The sequence below is a fragment of the Amycolatopsis jiangsuensis genome, assembly GCF_014204865.1.
GTDB classification, from domain to species: domain Bacteria; phylum Actinomycetota; class Actinomycetes; order Mycobacteriales; family Pseudonocardiaceae; genus Amycolatopsis; species Amycolatopsis jiangsuensis.
Map to the genome: position 1 here is coordinate 5309808 of NZ_JACHMG010000001.1, position 16059 is coordinate 5325866.

The following is a 16059-nucleotide window of genomic DNA, read 5'->3' on the forward strand; positions in this document are numbered from 1 at the left end:
CTCAACCGAACTGTCACCTTGGCCGGCTAGATTATGCTCGTGGCTATCCGTCTAGTCGACCTCTTCGCCGGTTGTGGCGGGCTGACCAGGGGATTTCTTGACGCCGGTGGTGATCCCGAGACCAATGCGATCTTCGAGGTCGTCGCCGCTGTCGAGATGGACCGGGCGGCCGCTGCGACGTATCAGGCCAACTACGGGAAAGCTCATCGCCTGTTCCACGGCATGATTGAGGACTGGCCCACCGAGGACATTCCGGATGCCGACGTCGTAGTAGGTGGGCCGCCCTGTCAAGGCTTCTCCAACCTTGGGAAGCGGGATCCTTCCGACCAGCGCAACCGTCTCTGGCGTGAGTACGCGCGGACGGTCGAGAAGATCCAACCCGACTACTTCGTCATCGAGAACGTCGCAGCGTTCTACAAGTCACCGGAATGGCAGCTACTGCGTCTCGCAACGGACGATGACGGGCCACTCAGGAACTACAAGCTCCGGTCCTACATACTGAACGCCGCCGAGTTCGGTGTCCCCCAGATCCGCAAGCGTGCCCTTGTGATCGGACACCACCGAAGTCGACCTCCGCTCTCCGACCCAACCGGCGAGTTTGCTGGGAAGCCGGAGAGCTACAAAACCGTCAAAGACGCGCTGCGCGGCCTGTCTGAATTCGTCGATCCAGACCTCATCGAGCTGCCCGAGGGCACGTACGACTTCGACGGAGGCTTACCCGGAGCGTTCGAGACCAGCAAACTCCACCTGACCCGCTTCCTGACGCCACTCTCACGTCGTCGGTTCGCGGCCATTCCCGAGGGGGGCAACCGGACGAATCTCCCCCGTAACCTCCAAACGCCAGGCTGGCGGAAGCACACAACCGGCTCCATGGACGTCATGGGACGACTCTGCTGGGACAAGCCCTCCGTCACGATTCGGACCGAATTCGTCAAGCCCGAGAAAGGCCGCTACCTTCACCCGACCGAGGACCGGCCACTCACCCTTGCCGAGGGCGCACTCCTGCAGACCTTCCCCCGCGACTACAAGTGGTGCGGTGCAAAGGTCTCCATCGCGCGACAGATCGGGAACGCAGTGCCGGTCTTACTGGCTCGCAGACTCGCTGAGTTGGTGGCAGGTGGATACGTGTAACGCTCTGAGTCCGTATGACCGCACCGAGCCGCTTCACGAGAATTTCGCCTCCCCAGCGTCGTTCAGCATGGTCGTCAAGTACAGCTGTCCAACGACAGAACGATCACGGGAAGCGAACGGATAGCCAGCTCCCGCGGGTGGTGATATCCGTACACATAGTCATATCGCAGGCAGCTGCACCAGACGGCAGCCAGGACCGCGTTCTGGCTGACGATCACATGACACTAGTGAATTCAGGCCGAGCCTGGGAGAGCGACCGGAGACTGAGCTGGGCGAAAGGCAGGGACGTGCTTCGAATCGAGGAGTTCGGTGTGCCGTAGACATGGCGCCGGACAATCTTGATCGCGCAAGGCAAGGGTTCGGAGCGGCTTCCGGAGCCGAGATCGACGTCGATGTTGTCGATCGATGTGTGACGGAGTTGGATCAAGACACGCCACGGTATGCCCGGCTTGATCAAGGCTTCGGACGAACGCTGAGCCTCAACGTCGTTCGCGCACTGCGGCCACGACCCGCGCGGCAGCCTCTTCGGAAGTCTCGTGTTCCCAGATTCGTACAGTCTGCCACCCTGCTGCCTGAAGGCGCAGATCGGTGTCTGCATCCCGGCGGCGGTTGGTTTCGATCTTCGTCCGCCAGAAGTCGGCGTTGTTCTTCGGCCAGGTCACATGTTCCGGGCAACCGTGCCAAAAACAGCCATCCACGAAGACTGCAACCCGAGCGGGGCCAAAGACCAAGTCGGCTTCGCGTCGGACGCCTGTTATCGGGCGACGGTGGACGCGGTACCGCAAGCCGGCGGCATGGAGAACCTTGCGCAGGGCCACTTCGATCCCGGTGTTCCGGGATTTCTGCTTACTCATCCGAGCGCGCACCGCGGACGTGGTTTCGAGCCGTTCCACGGCGGTCATTGTGGCAAAGACCGGCTCAGCCTTCCACGATCCGTCCCTCGATCACCCTGGGCTGGGTGCTCTGTCGTGGCTGTTCCTGTGGCGTGACGACCTCGCTGTCCACCACCATCGCTGGTCCGCGGCGCTGGTTCGCGTAGCGGATCGCGCGCTTCTCCGCGCGGCGAAGCCACAGGCGGCGGGCCACGGCGCGGGTCGGGGGGAGCAGGAACAGCAGGCCCAAGACGTCCGAAACGAAACCCGGGACCATGATCAGCACGCCGCCCGCGGCGACGAGCATGCCGTCGGTCAGTTCCTTTTCCGGGTTGCGGCCGGACTGCGCTGTGGTGACGAACGCGCGCATCGCCTTGCCGCCCTCTCGGCGGGCCAGCCAGGAGCCCACGAACGCGCCCGCGATGAGCAGGGCGATCGTGCCGAGGACACCGACGGCCGAGCCCACCGCCCAGATCGCGGCGACCTCGGCGATGACGTAGAGCAGGAACGCGACAGCCATACCTGGACAACGCACGAGCCGCCCGATTTGCTCCCGGCGTGGTATCAGTGCAGGTCAGCGAGGAACGCTCGGACGTCCCGGCGGGTGCTCAGCAGGACCTGGCGGGTGGCAGGGGCCTCCTCGGCAAGCTGATCCAGCATGCGCGTGCGCCGGGGTGGCCACTGCCAGATCCAGGTCAGCAACTCGGCGTCGACCTTGGAGACGCAGCCGGGGGCCTGGGTGTCCCGGCCGTGTTCGCGCAGCTGCCGCCGGAACACGCGGTACAGGCTCACAGAGCGTGACACATCCAGGAACACCACAGTGTCAGCCAGCGGCAGGCGGAGGTCCATGGTGGCGCTGTAGTTGCCGTCGATGACCCAGCTGTCCGTACTCGCGGCGGTCGCCACGGCGGCCCGGAAATCCTCGAGCTGCGCGCGTACCCAGCCGGGACGCCAGTACAGCGCGTCGAGATGGGTCACGGGGATGTCGAGGGCCGCGCCGATCCTGCGGGCCAGGGTCGACTTGCCGCTGCCGGAGTTGCCGAGAATCACGATGCGCCGCCCCATGGCGCACAGCTTAGAGCGGGACGAAACTCGTTGCGATCAAGCCGAGCAGCAGCAGATCCGGGCCACGGACCAGCTGCCGCAGCAGTCCGGTCGGGATCAGCACGCCCTCGTACAGCACCAGGTTCATCGCGCTGAAATCCAGCGGCCCACGGGTCACCGACCGGACCGCGGCGAGTGCGGCGACCAACATCGCGACCGCCGCAGCCACCGAAGCGGGCAGGCCGAGCAGCACGATCACCGCACCCCAGGCCAGCGCGAGGGCACACAGGAACGCGGCGGTCGTGGCATGGAGCCGCACGTCGGAGGCAGCCAGCCAACGGCGCAGCCCGGGCACTCGATGCAGCTGCGCGACAGGTGCGGTGAACGGCAGCAGCGCCACGTAACCGCCGAGGCCGAGGAGCCACACCGGCTGGATCGCGGGGAAGGTGGCGTGCGCGGCGAGCACGGAGAGTGCCAGGAACACCGAGGTCCCGAGGAGATGTCGACGCGCGAGAGTCCCGGTCACCACGTAACGAGTGACCACGAACCGGCCGGCCAGCGCGTTCGGCCAGCGCACCGGACGCCCCGGGGGCAGCAGCGCCCACACGTCCAGGAAGGCCGCCGACGTCCGGCGCACCATGCGTTCGGTGAAGGCACGCACCAGCTCGACGCGCGAAACGGTGCGGGCGGCGGGCGGTGACCAGGCCAACGCTGCCGCGAGCGCCGCGGCCACCGCCGCGTAGGCCCACAGCGGAACGAAGAGCGCGGCGGCGAGGGTGAACGGCAGTAAGGACTCGCCGGGGATTCGCGCGCGCCGGGCCATCGACAGGGCGAGCCCGGCCACCGCGAAGAACAGTGCGAGCGTCCCGCCGATGTCCGCGGGAAACCCGATCAGCATCCCGGAGACGAGGAAGAAATACCCGGCGACGGCGAACCTCGCCGCCCAGCCGAGCAGCAGCCGCCGGGTGAGCACCCGCGGCCGGTCGCCGTCGAAGTCGGCCCAGGTCAGCGCCGCCGGATGCGCCCAGAGGTGGCTGCGGTGCAGGCTCGCCCGTCACGCCAGCGCGAGCCCGGTGCACAGCACCAGCACGCTACCCAGCGCGGCCACCGGCGCGTCGCCGATCAGCTGCGCACGCACCAACGCGGTGTTGTAGAACGGCGAGCCGAGCATCCCCACCGCGATCAGCACGCCGAGGACGATGTCCGGACGTTTCACCGGGACACCGCCACGCCGCCGACCGAGGGCCGCCCCGCCGCATCGCCGTTAAGCGGGGGAGGCAGCATGGTGCCGCCGTTGACCGGGAGACGCCTCGCCACGATGCCGTTGACCGGTGGACCCTCCACCCCGCCGCCGTTGGCCGCGGAACGCCCCGCCGCGCTGCCACCGACCAAGGCGCGCGCCGCCGCGGTTCTCACAGTTCCACCACGTAATCGGCCACCGCGTCGGACAGCGGGGCGTGATGAGTGGCCACCACGACCGCCGCGCCCCGCGCCACGCTGGCCGAAACCAGTTCTTCCAGCCACGTCCGGCCGGCGGCGTCCAGTGCCCGTTCCGGCTCGTCCAGCAGCAGCACCTCGTGTGGGCGGGCGACGGCGGCGTGCAGGAGGAGCCGGCGGCGCTGCCCCGCGGACAGTTCGGCGGCCGGAACGTCCGGGGCCGGCACCGGGCCGAGCTCGATCTGCGTGCCGAACGAGCGGCTCAGCAGGTCCAGGTGCTGGCGAGGGGTCAGCTCGTCGAACAGAGCCGAATCGTCGAGCAGCACCGAAACCCGCCGGCGGAAACGCGCGGAACGCTCGTCCGGCGCGCGACCGCAGACCGAGATCCTGCCCGTGGTCGGTGTCTGGCTGCCGTAGAGACAGCGCAGCAGCGTCGATTTGCCTGCCCCGTTCGAGCCGCTGACCACGAGGCATTCCCCGCCGCCGACGGCGAGGTCGAGACCGTTGAACAGTTCGGTCTCGCCGGCCGTGACACCCACGTCCTGTGTTTCGATGAGCACACCGTCCCCCTCGGCCGTTCCCATCCAGGAATACCACAGGAACCGCTCAGCCCAGATACGCCCGCGCCTGCAGGGTGAACAGTTCCGCGTAACCGCCCTCGGCGGCCATCAGTTCTTCGTGGGTGCCGTATTCCGCGACCTTCCCGTGGTCCAGCAGCAGGATTCGCTCCGCCTGGCGGACCGTGGAGAACCGGTGCGAGATGTAGAGCGTGGTGCGGCCGGAGGAGAGCGTGCGCAGCCGGCTGAACAGGTCGTGTTCGGCCTGTGCGTCCAGGGCCGACGTCGGCTCGTCCAGGATCAGGATCGGTGTTTCACGCTGGAAAGCCCGTGCCAGTGCGATTTTCTGCCATTCCCCGCCGGAGAGCGACACGCCCTGGTCGAACCAGCGCCCGAGCGGGCTGTCGTAACCTTCGGGCAGCGCGGCGATCCGTTCGTCGGCGCCCGCGCGCCGGGCGGATTCCTCGATGTGCGGACGGTCGGTGAGCCGGTCCAGATCACCGAGGCCGATGTTCTCCGCCGCGGTGCCCTGGTAGGTCACGTAATCCTGGAACATCGCGCTGATCTGGGTGCGCAGTGCCTCCGGGTCGAACTCACGCAGGTCGACCCCGTCGAGCAGGATCCGGCCCGCGGTGGGGTCATACAGCCGGCACAGCAGTTTGAACAGCGTCGACTTGCCCGCACCGTTACGGCCGACCACCGCGACCGTTTCGCCCGGCCGGATTTCGAAACTCACCCCGTGCAACGCCGGTTCGGCGGTACCGGGATAGCTGAAGCTGACCGTTTCGAACCGGATGTGTCCTTCCACCGTGGTGGGAAGGGGGCGCGGTCGCGCGGGCGCGACGATCTCCGGTTCGGTACCGAGAAAGCGGTAGAGCGTGTCGAGGTACAGATTGTTCTCATACATTCCGGAAAACGCGGTGAACAGTCCGGAAACCGACGTCTGCACCGAGGTCGCGGCGGCCGTGTACAGCGCGAGATCGCCCAGCGTCAGCCGTCCGCCGACGGCCTCCAGCGCGATGTACAGCGCGATCGCCGACCCGGCCAGCGTGCTGAGCAACCCCCAGGACGTGGCCGCGACGTTGCGGTGCACGGTCAGCTTCCGCTGCCGTTCGTACGACACCTGGCCCAGCTTCCGGAACCGTTCCACGAAGTACGGGCCGAGGCCGAAGAGCTTGGTCTCCTTCGCGTACTGGTCCGTGGTGACCAAAGAGGACAGATAGTCCATCCGACGCTTGATCGGCGACATCAGGAAGGTCAGCCAGAACGCGCGCGAGCCGTAGCGGGACTGCGAGACGAACGCCGGGATCGGCGCCAGCAGCGACACGAGCGCGAGCAGGGGGCTGATCGACACCAGCAACGCGATCATGCTGGCGAAGGTGATCGTGGTCCGGATCAGGCCGAGTGCCGAGGTCATCATCGACAGCGGGCGGCTCGGTGCCTCCTGCGCGGCCTGGCGGAGCATGTCGTAGGACGTGGAGCCCTCGAAGTAGGCCAGGTGCAGCTTGCTGGCGTGCGCCATCACCTCGTTCCGGATGGTCAGCGTCATCCGTTCCTGCAGCAGCGACTGCGCGATCGTGGTGATCGCGCTGCTGATCGCGGTCGCCGCCAGCGCCCCGAACTGGAACAGCGTGATCCACACGATGTCGCCTGTCGTGCCGCGGTGCTGGATCGCGGCGACCACGGAGTCGAGCAGAATCTTCGCGATGTACGCGGTCACCGTCGGCAGCAGTCCGGAAACGACGGTGACCAACGCGATCAGAATGGTCAGAACCGGGCTGGCCTGCCAGGTCAGCTTCGCCACCTTCGGCAGCCCGCGCACGGTGCCGGCGACCGACGTGCGCATCCGTGCGAACCGTGACCGCAGGTCCTTTGGCTCGTCGGGCTGCTTCGGCTCCGGGATGTCGACCGGGCCGGTGAGGCCGCTGTCCGGCACGGTCTGTGGCGGCCGCCTGCCGCGTCTGCCGAACACCCGTACCGCGGCGTCTCTGCCGCCCGGGATCACTCCCGCACCGCGCCGTGCAGGAAGACGTCGATCATCTCGGCCGCACCCGGCGAACCGGGCATCGGGCGGCTCTGCGCGAACAGCATGGTCAGGAACAGTGCGGCGGCCTTGTCGACGGGCAGCCGGAGCCGTGCGGCGTCCGGCACGAAAAGCTCACGGACGGCCGAGTGCATCGCGTCGTACGACTCGCGCCGGCTGTCGCCCGTGACCGACTTGCGGTTGCGGGCCTCCTCCGGGCGCGGGCGTCCTTTCCAGACCGCGGCCATCGCCGCGCCCATCCGCTGAAGATGCGCGGTCAGTGCCTCGACCGCCTCCAGAAGTCGTTTCTCCAGCGCCAGTTCGCCCGGGATCTCCCCGATCATCTCCAGCGCCTCCGCGGGGTCGAGCGCGGCTTCCACACAGGCGTCGAACAGTTCGTCCTTGTCCCGGAACACGCGGAAGATGGTGCCCTCGCCGATACCGGCGGCGCGAGCGATCTGTGCGGTGGTGACCTCGCGGCCGTGCTCGACCACCAGCGGCAGCACGGTCCGCACGATCATCCGGCGACGATCGTCGGGCGCCATGGCCGGCGCGCGTTTCCTCGTCTCAGGTGGCATGCGGGTCAGGTTAGTGAGTGAGTGCTCACTCCGTCAAGCGGGCACTGCTGTTCTTCGCCCCAGGACACGCATTGCGGCGGCGGACGGATCCGCCGCCGCAATGCGTGAATTGCCTCAGTACGTGATCGCGACCGCCGGATCGGCGAGCAACGCACCGACGTCGGCAAGGAATTCCGAACCCTGCTGTCCGTCGATCACCCGGTGGTCGAAGCTCAGCGAGAGCTGCATCACCTTACGGACCTGCAGCTGTCCGTCGACCACCCACGGGGTGTCCCGGATCGCGCCGACCGCGAGAATCGCCGATTCACCCGGGTTGATGATCGGCGTTCCGGTGTCGACGCCGAACACCCCGACATTGCTGATCGTGAAGGTTCCGTTCAGCATGGCCGCGGGCGTGGTTTTTCCCTCGCGCGCGGTGTCGGTCAGTTCGGTCAGCGCGCCGGCCAGCTCCTTGAGCGACATCGCGTCCGCGTCCCGGATCTTCGGCACCACGAGCCCACGCGGAGTGGCCGCCGCAATACCGAGGTGCACGTATTCCTTGTAGACGATCTCCTGCGCCGCTTCGTCCCACACAGCGTTGATGTCCGGAGTGCGCTGTACCGCGAGACACACGGCTTTCGCGGCGAACACGAGCGGCGTCAGTTTGGTGCCGGTGAATTCGCGGGACTTCTTCAGCTTCTCCCGTAGCTCCATCATCGGCGTGACGTCGATGGTGAGGAACTCGGTGACGTGCGGTGCGGTGTAGGCGCTCTGCACCATCGCCGCCGCGGTGGCCTTGCGGACGCCCTTGATCGGCACCCGCCGCTCCCGGGTGGCCGGATCGTACCCGGCGGGCCCAGCGTCCACAGTGTCCGAAGTGGACGCAGCCGGGGCCGAACCGTTCGCCGCGCGTTCGACGTCGGCGCGGGTGATCACACCGCCGTCCGCGGTTCCGGTGAGCACGTACAGGTCGACGCCGAGGTCCTTGGCGAGCTTGCGGACCGGTGGCTTGGCCAGCGGCACGTACCCACCGCGTGGCTGTACCGGAGCCACGGTGACCGCGGCCGGGGCAGCGACGGCGGCCGGAGCCGGAGCGGGTGCGGTCGGAACCGGAGCGGACGCCGGAGCCGGAGCCGCGGAACCCTTCCGGACGCGCCGTTTGGCCGACACCGTCTTGGACCCGTAGCCGACCAGCGGCTTCATCTCCTCCTCAGCCGCTTCGGCGGCAGGAGCGGCGGGAGCCGCGGGAGCGGCAGCCGGGGCAGCCGTCCCACCGGGATCGACGTCCATGGTCAGGATCGGGGTGCCGACCTCGACCGTCTGCCCCGGTTCCACGTGCAGTTCGGTGACCACGCCTGCCCACGGGATGGGCAGTTCGACGGCGGCCTTCGCGGTCTCGATCTCCACCACGATCTGGTTGACCGTGACGGTGTCGCCCGGCCGCACGCGCCAGTCGATGATGTCGGCCTCGGTCAGCCCCTCCGCCGTGTCCGACAAGGGGAATTGTTTGTACTCGGGCATGTCGTGAGAACCCCTTACCAGGACAGTGAACGGTCGACAGCGTGCAGTACCCGGTCGAGGTCGGGGAGGTAGTGCTCCTCGAGCTTCGCCGGCGGGTACGGCGTGTCGAAACCGGCCACGCGCAGGACGGGGGATTCCAGGGAGTAAAAGCACTCCTGCTGCACCCGGGCGGCGATCTCCGAGGTCAGCGACGATTCCAGGGGCGCCTCGCTGACCGCGATCAGCCGGCCGGTCTTGCGCACCGACTCGAACACCGGGCCGAGGTCGAGCGGCGAGAGCGTGCGCAGGTCGATGACCTCCAGCGACTTGCCCTCCTCCTCGGCCGCCGTGGCCGCGTCGAGCGCCACCTTCACCGACGGTCCGTAGGAGACCACGGTCGCGGTCGTGCCCTCGCGAACCACGCGCGAGCCGAACACCCGCCCCGGCGACGTCTCGGTGTCGATCTCCATCTTCAGCGCGCCCGAGTGGTACAGCTTCTTGGGCTCGAAGAACAGGATCGGATCGTCGGAGCGGATCGCCTCCTGGATGCCCCAGTACGCGTCCGCCGCGTTCGAGATCGACACGACCTTGAGCCCGGCGATGTGCGAGAACAGCGATTCCGGCGACTCCGAATGGTGTTCCACCGCGCCGATGCCACCGCCGAAGGGCACCCGGATCACCACCGGCATCTTGACCCGGCCCTGGGTGCGGTAGTGCAGTTTCGCCAGCTGCGAGGAGATCTGGTCGAACCCGGGGAAGATGAAGCCCTCGAACTGGATCTCGCAGACCGGCCGGAATCCGCGGACGGCGAGGCCGACCGCGGTGCCGATGATGCCCGATTCGGCCAGCGGGGTGTCCAGTACCCGCTGTTCGCCGAAGTCCTTCTGCAGTCCGTCGGTGATCCGGAAGACGCCACCGAGCTTGCCGATGTCCTCCCCCATCATCAGGACCTTCGGGTCCTCCTCCATCGCCCGCCGGAGACCGAGGTTGAGCGCCTTGCCGATGGTGAGTTTCTGCAGATCCATCAGTGCTCACCTGCCGTGGCGAAGCCGTCCAAGTAGGACAGGTACTCCTCGCGCTGGGCGTCCAGCACCGGCGAGGGTTCGGCGTACACGTTGGCGAAGATCCGGTCGGGCGGCGGCTCGGGCATGTTGAACGTGTGCTCGCGCAGCTGCGCGGCGAACTCGTCTGCTTCGGCCTGCACGCCGTCGAAGAAGTCGTGGTCGGCCCCGCCACCACGGGCGAGGTAGGCCCGCACTCGCTCGATCGGGTCCTTCAGCTTCCACTCCTCCAGCTCGTCGGAGAGCCGGTAGCGGGTGGGGTCGTCGGTGGTGGTGTGCGCGTCCATCCGGTAGGTGAACGCCTCGATCAGCACCGGACCGTTGCCGTGCCGGCACTGCTCGAGTGCCCAGCGGGTCACGGCGAGGCAGGCGAGCACGTCGTTGCCGTCCACCCGGATGCCGGGGAAACCGTAACCGCGGGCGCGCTGGTAGAGCGGCAGCCGCGACTGGCGTTCGGTCGGTTCGGAGATGGCCCACTGGTTGTTCTGGCAGAAGAACACCAGCGGCGCGTCGTACACCGCGCCCCACACGAAACCCTCGTGCACGTCACCCTGCGAGGTCGCCCCGTCACCGAAGTAACAGATGGTCGCTTCCCCGTCGTCGTCTCCGACCTTGCCCTCGAACTTCTGCCCCATCGCGTACCCGGCGGCGTTGAGCACCTGGTTGCCGATGACGATCGTGTACGGGTGGAAACGGTGTGCCTGGTAGTCCCAGCCGCTGTGGTCGGTGCAGCGGAAGATGCCGAGCAGATCGCGCAGGTCCACGCCGCGGGCGTAGGCGACGCCATGCTCGCGGTAGCTCGGGAAGGCCATGTCGCGCGGTCCGAGCGCCCGGCCGGAACCGATCTGCGCGGCCTCCTGTCCCAGCAGCGGAACCCAGATGCCGAGCTGGCCCTGGCGCTGCATGGCGTTGGCTTCCCGGTCCGCGCGGCGCACCAGCACCATGTCGCGGTAGAGGTTCCGGAGCACTTCGTCGTCCACGTCGGCGACGTAGGAGTCGAACTGCTCCGACGGAATCCGCTGGCCTTCGGGGGTGAGCAGCTGAGTCAGCTCAGCGCCACCTTCACTCGTCGCGCGCAACCCGGCGATCACCTGCTCGGGAGAGGGCTGGGCCGCGATCGCGGCCGGGCCTTCGCCAGGTTCCGGGTGCGTCCACTGTTCGGACGGCATGCGTTGTTCTCCTCGGTGTCGGCACCGCTGACGGCCGCTTGTGGCGGCCACAGCGACTTCGCCGGCGAGGACCGGTGCCCCGGGTCGGGGCAGGTCCGCCGTCGGCGTTGACGGTTCGTGGCCACATCCTGGCACGCCGAACCCGGGCATGGTGAGCCGCGGATACTGATTTGTTGCTGAGAAAAAGCGTCTGATCAGCGAAAACGTTCGGAAGCCCGAGTATGGGACCGACAACGGTCGGGCGGCCATCCCCGTCCCCACCAGCCCCGGTGAACGCCGGGACCGGCCGGTAGCGGCGGGCTCCCTCACGAGTCGGTCGCCTCGGTGATCTCCGTCACCGTGGCAGGATGGCTGGGGTGGAACAGAAATCCGTACGTGAATCCGTGGTCTCGACGTGGATCGACGACGCCACGCCGAGCCTTTCCGGGCTGATCGCGATCCCCGCGCTGTCTCCGGCGTTCGACGCGGACTGGGCGGCAAGCGGCCACCTCGCCGCCGCCGTCGAGCACGTGAAGACCTACCTCGAGGGCCGGAACCTGCCCGGCGCGAAGATCGAGATCGTCCGGCTCGAAGGCCGTTCACCGCTGTTGTTCGTCGACGTACCGGCCACCCCGGGCGCCCACGACAAGGGCACCGTGCTGATGTACGGCCACCTCGACAAGCAGCCCCCGGTCGGCGGCTGGTCCGAGGGGCTGGACCCGTGGACGCCGGTGATCCGCGAAGGCCGCCTCTACGGCCGCGGTTCGGTCGACGACGGCTACTCCGGGTACGCGGCGTCGGCCGCGGTGGAGGCGGTGCACGCGGCCGGCGGCGAGCACGCGCGGATCGCGCTGCTGCTGGAAACCGGCGAGGAATCCGGCAGCCCGGACCTGCCCGCCTACCTCGAGCACCTCGGTGACCGGCTCGGCGAGGTCAGCCTGGTCGTCTGCCTCGACGCGGGCGGGATGGACTACGAGCGGCTGTGGCTCACCACGAGCCTGCGCGGCATGGTCCACCTGACGGTCACCGTGCAGTTGCTCGCCACCGCACAGCATTCCGGGCTGGCCAGCGGCGTCGTCGCCAGCACCTTCCGCGTGCTGCGGCAGCTGCTGGACCGGATCGAGGACTCGGAGACCGGTGAGATCAAGCTGGCCGAGCTGAACGTCGAGGTCCCGGCCAGCCGGCTGGCCGAGGTCGAGGCCGTCGCCGAGGTCGCCCCCGAAGCGTTGCGCACGGCGTTCCCCCTGGTCAGCGGCGGCAAGACGGTGTCGGAGGACGCGCTCGAGCTGCTGCTGAACAACTACTGGCGGCCCACGCTGTCGATCATCGGCGGCGAGGGCCTGCCGCTGCCCGCCGACGCCGGCAACGTGCTGCGCCAGAGCACCACGCTCACCCTGAGCTTCCGCCTGCCGCCGACCGCGCCCGCAGACCAGGCGCTGGCGGCGATCAAGCGGGCGCTCACCACGGACGTCCCGTACGGCGCGTCGGTGACCATCGCCGAAGGCGCGCAGGCGGAAAACGGCTGGAACGCGCCGGAAGAGGCGCCCTGGCTCACTGCCGCGCTGCGCCGCGTGAACGACGAGGTGTTCGGCCGCCCGCACCGCGCCGCCGGGATGGGTGGGTCGATCCCGTTCATGGGGCTGCTCGGCGAGAAGTACCCGGACGCCCAGTTCCTGGTGACCGGCGCGTGCGGCGCGGACTCGAACATCCACGTGCCCGACGAGTGGCTGAACCTGGACTACGCGCAGCAGGTGACCGAGGCCGTCGCGCACCTGCTCGACGCGCACGCCCGCCGCTGACTCCCTCGTGAGTGCTGACGCGGGTTCGCACCCGCGTCAGCACTCACGAGTTCACTACCTGGGGCAGCGCATCCTCGACGCCCGCGACCCACGTGACAAAGCCTGTCCTGTGCGAAACTTCCTCGTAACGACCGAGTGCTGTGCAACCCCGCTTACGAGTGGCAATATGCGTGCTCTCGACTGGTGAGAACTACGAGGAGTGACGAAGTGGCCCGAGGACACCAGATGAAGGCGCTCGCCCTTCTCCCGGCTTTCGCGCTGGCCGGCTTGACCATGGCCTGTGGCGCGGGTGGCAACGGCGCGGGTGGCGTGGACACGTCCGCCCCCGCACCCGGCGGCTCGGACAGCGCCCCGGCCGTGCAGAAGGACAACGCGCTGGCCGCGCTGGTGCCGGCGGACGTGAAGGCGGACGGCAAGATCGTGGTCGGCCAGGACCAGACCTATCCGCCGAACGAGTTCGTGGACAACGGGAAGGCGGCCGGCTTCGACGTCGACCTCGGCACCGCCGTCGCACAGGTGCTCGGGCTGCAGGCGCAGTTCCAGAACTCGTCGTTCGAGGGGGTCATTCCCGGGATCGCGGCGAAGAAGTACGAAATGGGCCTCTCGTCGTTCACCATCAACGCCGAGCGGATGCAGACCGTCGACATGATCTCCTACTACAGCGCCGGTACCTCGCTGGCGGTGCTCAAGGGCAACCCGGAGGGGCTGTCGGTGGACAACCTGTGCGGCAAGAACATCGCCGTGCAGAAGGGCACCACCCAGGTCGACGATCTCGGCGAGCGCAACACCGCGTGCACCTCGGCGGGCAAACCGGCCATCAACATCACCCAGTTCCAGGCGCAGACGGACGTGAACCTCGCGCTGACCGCCAAGCGCGTACAGGGCGAACTGGCCGACTCGCCGGTGGTCGACTACGCGGTCAAGCAGACCTCGGGGCAGCTCGACTCCGTCGGCCAGCCCTACGACTCCGCGCCGTACGGCGTCGTGCTGCCGAAGAACAGCGGCGACTACGGCAAGGCCGTGCAGGGTGCGATCCAGAAGCTGATCGGTGACGGCAGCTACAAGAAGATCCTCGACAAGTGGGGTCTGTCCGGGGCGGGTGCGATCACCAAGTCGGAGATCAACCCGGCCGCTTCCTGAACAAGCTGAGGATTTCGTACTCGTGTCAAGTTCCCCCGGCCCCGCCGAAACCCGGCAGGAGGTCGACACCACCCCCATCAAGGCCGTCCCGGTGCGGCACTACGGACGCTGGGTCGCCGGCGTCGTCATTGTGTTCATCGCGTTCATCGTGCTCCGCAGCGTGGCCACGAACGACGCTCTCCAGTGGCCGGTCGTCGGGCAGTTCCTGTTCGACGACCGCATCCTCAACGGTATTCGCAACACCCTGCTGCTCACGGTGATCTCGATGGTCATCGGCATCGTCGGCGGTATTCTGCTGGCGGTCATGCGGTTGTCGCCGAACCCGTTGTTGTCCGGCGCCGCCGGCCTCTACGTCTGGCTGTTGCGCGGCACCCCGCTGATCACTCAGCTGCTCATCTGGAACTTCCTCGCGCTGGCGTACTCCCGGATCGGGCTCGGCATTCCGTTCGGGCCGACTTTCATCAGCTGGGACACCAATACGCTGATCACCCAGTTCACCGCCTCGCTGCTCGGACTCGGGCTCAACGAGGCGGCGTACATGGCCGAAATCGTGCGTGGCGGTATCCAGTCGGTGGACTCCGGTCAGCTGGAAGCGTCCTCCGCGCTCGGGATGAGCCGCGGCAAGACGCTGCGCCGAATCGTGCTGCCGCAGGCGATGCGGGTGATCATCCCGCCGACCGGCAACGAAACCGTCTCCATGTTGAAGACGACTTCGCTGGTGGTGACCATCGGCTACTTCGAGCTGATGGTCTCGGCGCAGACGATTTACGCGCAGAACTACAAGACGGTGCCGATCCTGATCGTCGCCGCGTTGTGGTATCTGTTCATGACCTCGGTGCTCACGGTGGTGCAGCACTACATCGAGAAGTATTTCGCCCGCGGTACTTCACGACCGCAGGCACAGCAGAGCAAATGGGGTGCGCGAATGCTCGGCTTCCGCTTCGGAGCCGGTGGATCCGGAGGTGCTTCGCAATGACCCCGGTCGTTTCCGCGCAGAAACTGTGCAAGAGCTTCGGCCCGCTGGAAGTGCTCAAAGGCATCGACCTCGAGGTGCACGAGCGCGAGGTGTTGTGCCTGATCGGCCCGTCGGGTTCGGGCAAGTCGACGTTGCTGCGCTGCATCAACCATCTGGAGAAGGTCGACGCCGGCCGCCTGTACGTGGACGGTGTGCTGGTCGGCTACAAACAGCGCGGGGGCAAGCTGCACGAGCTGCGGGACAAGGAGATCGCCGCCCAGCGCAAGGACATCGGCATGGTGTTCCAGCGCTTCAACCTGTTCCCGCACATGACGGCGCTCGAAAACGTCATGGAAGCACCGGTGCAGGTCCGTCGCGAACCCAAGGCGCGGGTACGGGAGCGGGCGTCGGAACTGCTGGAGCGCGTCGGTCTCGGCGACAAGGCGGACGCGTATCCCGGTCAGCTTTCCGGAGGGCAGCAACAGCGGGTGGCCATCGCCAGGGCGCTGGCCATGGAACCCAAGCTGATGCTCTTCGACGAGCCGACCTCCGCGCTGGACCCGGAACTGGTCGGTGACGTACTGGGCGTCATGCGTCAGCTGGCCAAAGACGGCATGACCATGGTCGTGGTGACGCACGAAATGCAGTTCGCCCGAGAGGTGGCCGACAAGGTCCTCTTCATGGACGGCGGTGTGGTGGTCGAGGACGGCCCACCGGAACAGGTCATCGGAAATCCGCGGCACGAACGCACGAAGACGTTCCTGTCGCGGGTGCTGAACCCGAACGCCTGAACTCGGGTGGCCGTCCCGATTTCCCCCCGGGGCGGCCACCTGCG

At 67.7% G+C, this 16059-nt stretch carries 16 protein-coding genes; 5 read left to right on the forward strand and 11 right to left on the reverse strand.

Going from position 1 to position 16059, the window contains the following annotated elements; genetic code table 11:
• Positions 1–39: 39 nt before the first annotated feature.
• Positions 40–1131 (forward strand): DNA cytosine methyltransferase, encoded by a 1092-nt coding sequence (locus BJY18_RS23945; RefSeq protein ID WP_312873940.1) that lies wholly within the window; start codon positions 40–42, stop codon positions 1129–1131.
• Positions 1132–1610: 479 nt separating this feature from the next.
• Here the strand turns inward: BJY18_RS23945 and BJY18_RS23950 are convergent, their stop codons facing one another.
• From BJY18_RS23950 to pdhA, 11 genes are all read right to left on the reverse strand, one after another.
• On the reverse strand, positions 1611–2033 hold the full coding sequence (locus BJY18_RS23950; RefSeq protein WP_184782089.1) for a very short patch repair endonuclease: 423 nt from the start codon (positions 2031–2033) through the stop codon (positions 1611–1613).
• A 16-nt stretch (positions 2034–2049) separates the two neighbouring features.
• Positions 2050–2523: an FxsA family protein gene (locus BJY18_RS23955; protein ID WP_184782091.1), complete on the reverse strand. Its 474-nt coding sequence runs from the start codon at positions 2521–2523 to the stop codon at positions 2050–2052.
• A gap of 44 nt (positions 2524–2567) precedes the next feature.
• Positions 2568–3068: a P-loop NTPase family protein gene (locus BJY18_RS23960; protein ID WP_184782092.1), complete on the reverse strand. Its 501-nt coding sequence runs from the start codon at positions 3066–3068 to the stop codon at positions 2568–2570.
• 10 nt (positions 3069–3078) lie between these two features.
• Positions 3079–4020: a hypothetical protein gene (locus BJY18_RS23965; RefSeq protein ID WP_221457937.1), complete on the reverse strand. Its 942-nt coding sequence runs from the start codon at positions 4018–4020 to the stop codon at positions 3079–3081.
• A gap of 81 nt (positions 4021–4101) precedes the next feature.
• Positions 4102–4263: a hypothetical protein gene (locus BJY18_RS36385; RefSeq protein ID WP_221457938.1), complete on the reverse strand. Its 162-nt coding sequence runs from the start codon at positions 4261–4263 to the stop codon at positions 4102–4104.
• A gap of 196 nt (positions 4264–4459) precedes the next feature.
• Positions 4460–5068, reverse strand: coding sequence for an ABC transporter ATP-binding protein (locus BJY18_RS23970; protein WP_184782094.1), 609 nt, complete (start codon positions 5066–5068; stop codon positions 4460–4462).
• 22 nt (positions 5069–5090) lie between these two features.
• The gene (locus tag BJY18_RS23975) at positions 5091–6977 is read right to left on the reverse strand and encodes an ABC transporter ATP-binding protein (protein WP_184784805.1); all 1887 of its coding nucleotides are present in this window, start codon (positions 6975–6977) and stop codon (positions 5091–5093) included.
• Positions 6978–7042: 65 nt separating this feature from the next.
• Positions 7043–7609: a TetR/AcrR family transcriptional regulator gene (locus tag BJY18_RS23980; protein WP_184784806.1), complete on the reverse strand. Its 567-nt coding sequence runs from the start codon at positions 7607–7609 to the stop codon at positions 7043–7045.
• 147 nt (positions 7610–7756) lie between these two features.
• Positions 7757–9142 carry a dihydrolipoamide acetyltransferase family protein gene (locus BJY18_RS23985; protein ID WP_184782096.1) on the reverse strand — a complete coding sequence of 462 codons (1386 nt, stop codon included), beginning with the start codon at positions 9140–9142 and terminating at the stop codon, positions 7757–7759.
• Between the two features lie 14 nt (positions 9143–9156).
• A complete protein-coding gene (locus BJY18_RS23990) occupies positions 9157–10149 on the reverse strand; it encodes an alpha-ketoacid dehydrogenase subunit beta (RefSeq protein ID WP_281393875.1) in 993 nt (330 codons plus the stop codon).
• Complete coding sequence (pdhA, locus tag BJY18_RS23995; RefSeq protein ID WP_184782100.1) at positions 10146–11351, reverse strand: pyruvate dehydrogenase (acetyl-transferring) E1 component subunit alpha; 1206 nt, start codon at positions 11349–11351, stop codon at positions 10146–10148. The genes BJY18_RS23990 and pdhA overlap by 4 nt, the downstream gene beginning before the upstream one ends.
• Positions 11352–11707: 356 nt before the next feature.
• Here pdhA and BJY18_RS24000 point away from each other — a divergent pair, with 356 nt between their 5' ends.
• The 4 genes from BJY18_RS24000 (at position 11708) to BJY18_RS24015 (ending at position 16015) form a co-directional block, all read left to right on the forward strand.
• The gene (locus BJY18_RS24000) at positions 11708–13129 is read left to right on the forward strand and encodes a M20/M25/M40 family metallo-hydrolase (protein ID WP_184784807.1); all 1422 of its coding nucleotides are present in this window, start codon (positions 11708–11710) and stop codon (positions 13127–13129) included.
• A gap of 207 nt (positions 13130–13336) precedes the next feature.
• Positions 13337–14269 carry an ABC transporter substrate-binding protein gene (locus tag BJY18_RS24005; RefSeq protein WP_312873941.1) on the forward strand — a complete coding sequence of 311 codons (933 nt, stop codon included), beginning with the start codon at positions 13337–13339 and terminating at the stop codon, positions 14267–14269.
• Positions 14270–14291: 22 nt separating this feature from the next.
• Entirely contained in the window at positions 14292–15245 is a 954-nt protein-coding gene (locus BJY18_RS24010; RefSeq protein WP_184782102.1) for an amino acid ABC transporter permease, read from the forward strand.
• Positions 15242–16015: an amino acid ABC transporter ATP-binding protein gene (locus BJY18_RS24015; RefSeq protein ID WP_184782104.1), complete on the forward strand. Its 774-nt coding sequence runs from the start codon at positions 15242–15244 to the stop codon at positions 16013–16015. The genes BJY18_RS24010 and BJY18_RS24015 overlap by 4 nt, the downstream gene beginning before the upstream one ends.
• Positions 16016–16059: the final 44 nt, after the last annotated feature.

What these genes read in the sequence shown, in the direction of transcription:
- BJY18_RS23950 (WP_184782089.1), bottom strand. Translation starts at nt 2,033, where the DNA reads ATGACCGCCGTGGAACGGCTCGAAACCACGTCCGCGGTGCGCGCTCGG.
- BJY18_RS23955 (WP_184782091.1), bottom strand. Translation starts at nt 2,523, where the DNA reads ATGGCTGTCGCGTTCCTGCTCTACGTCATCGCCGAGGTCGCCGCGATC.
- BJY18_RS23960 (WP_184782092.1), bottom strand. Translation starts at nt 3,068, where the DNA reads ATGGGGCGGCGCATCGTGATTCTCGGCAACTCCGGCAGCGGCAAGTCG.
- BJY18_RS23970 (WP_184782094.1), bottom strand. Translation starts at nt 5,068, where the DNA reads ATGGGAACGGCCGAGGGGGACGGTGTGCTCATCGAAACACAGGACGTG.
- BJY18_RS23980 (WP_184784806.1), bottom strand. Translation starts at nt 7,609, where the DNA reads ATGGCGCCCGACGATCGTCGCCGGATGATCGTGCGGACCGTGCTGCCG.
- BJY18_RS23985 (WP_184782096.1), bottom strand. Translation starts at nt 9,142, where the DNA reads ATGCCCGAGTACAAACAATTCCCCTTGTCGGACACGGCGGAGGGGCTG.
- pdhA (WP_184782100.1), bottom strand. Translation starts at nt 11,351, where the DNA reads ATGCCGTCCGAACAGTGGACGCACCCGGAACCTGGCGAAGGCCCGGCC.
- BJY18_RS24015 (WP_184782104.1), top strand. Translation starts at nt 15,242, where the DNA reads ATGACCCCGGTCGTTTCCGCGCAGAAACTGTGCAAGAGCTTCGGCCCG.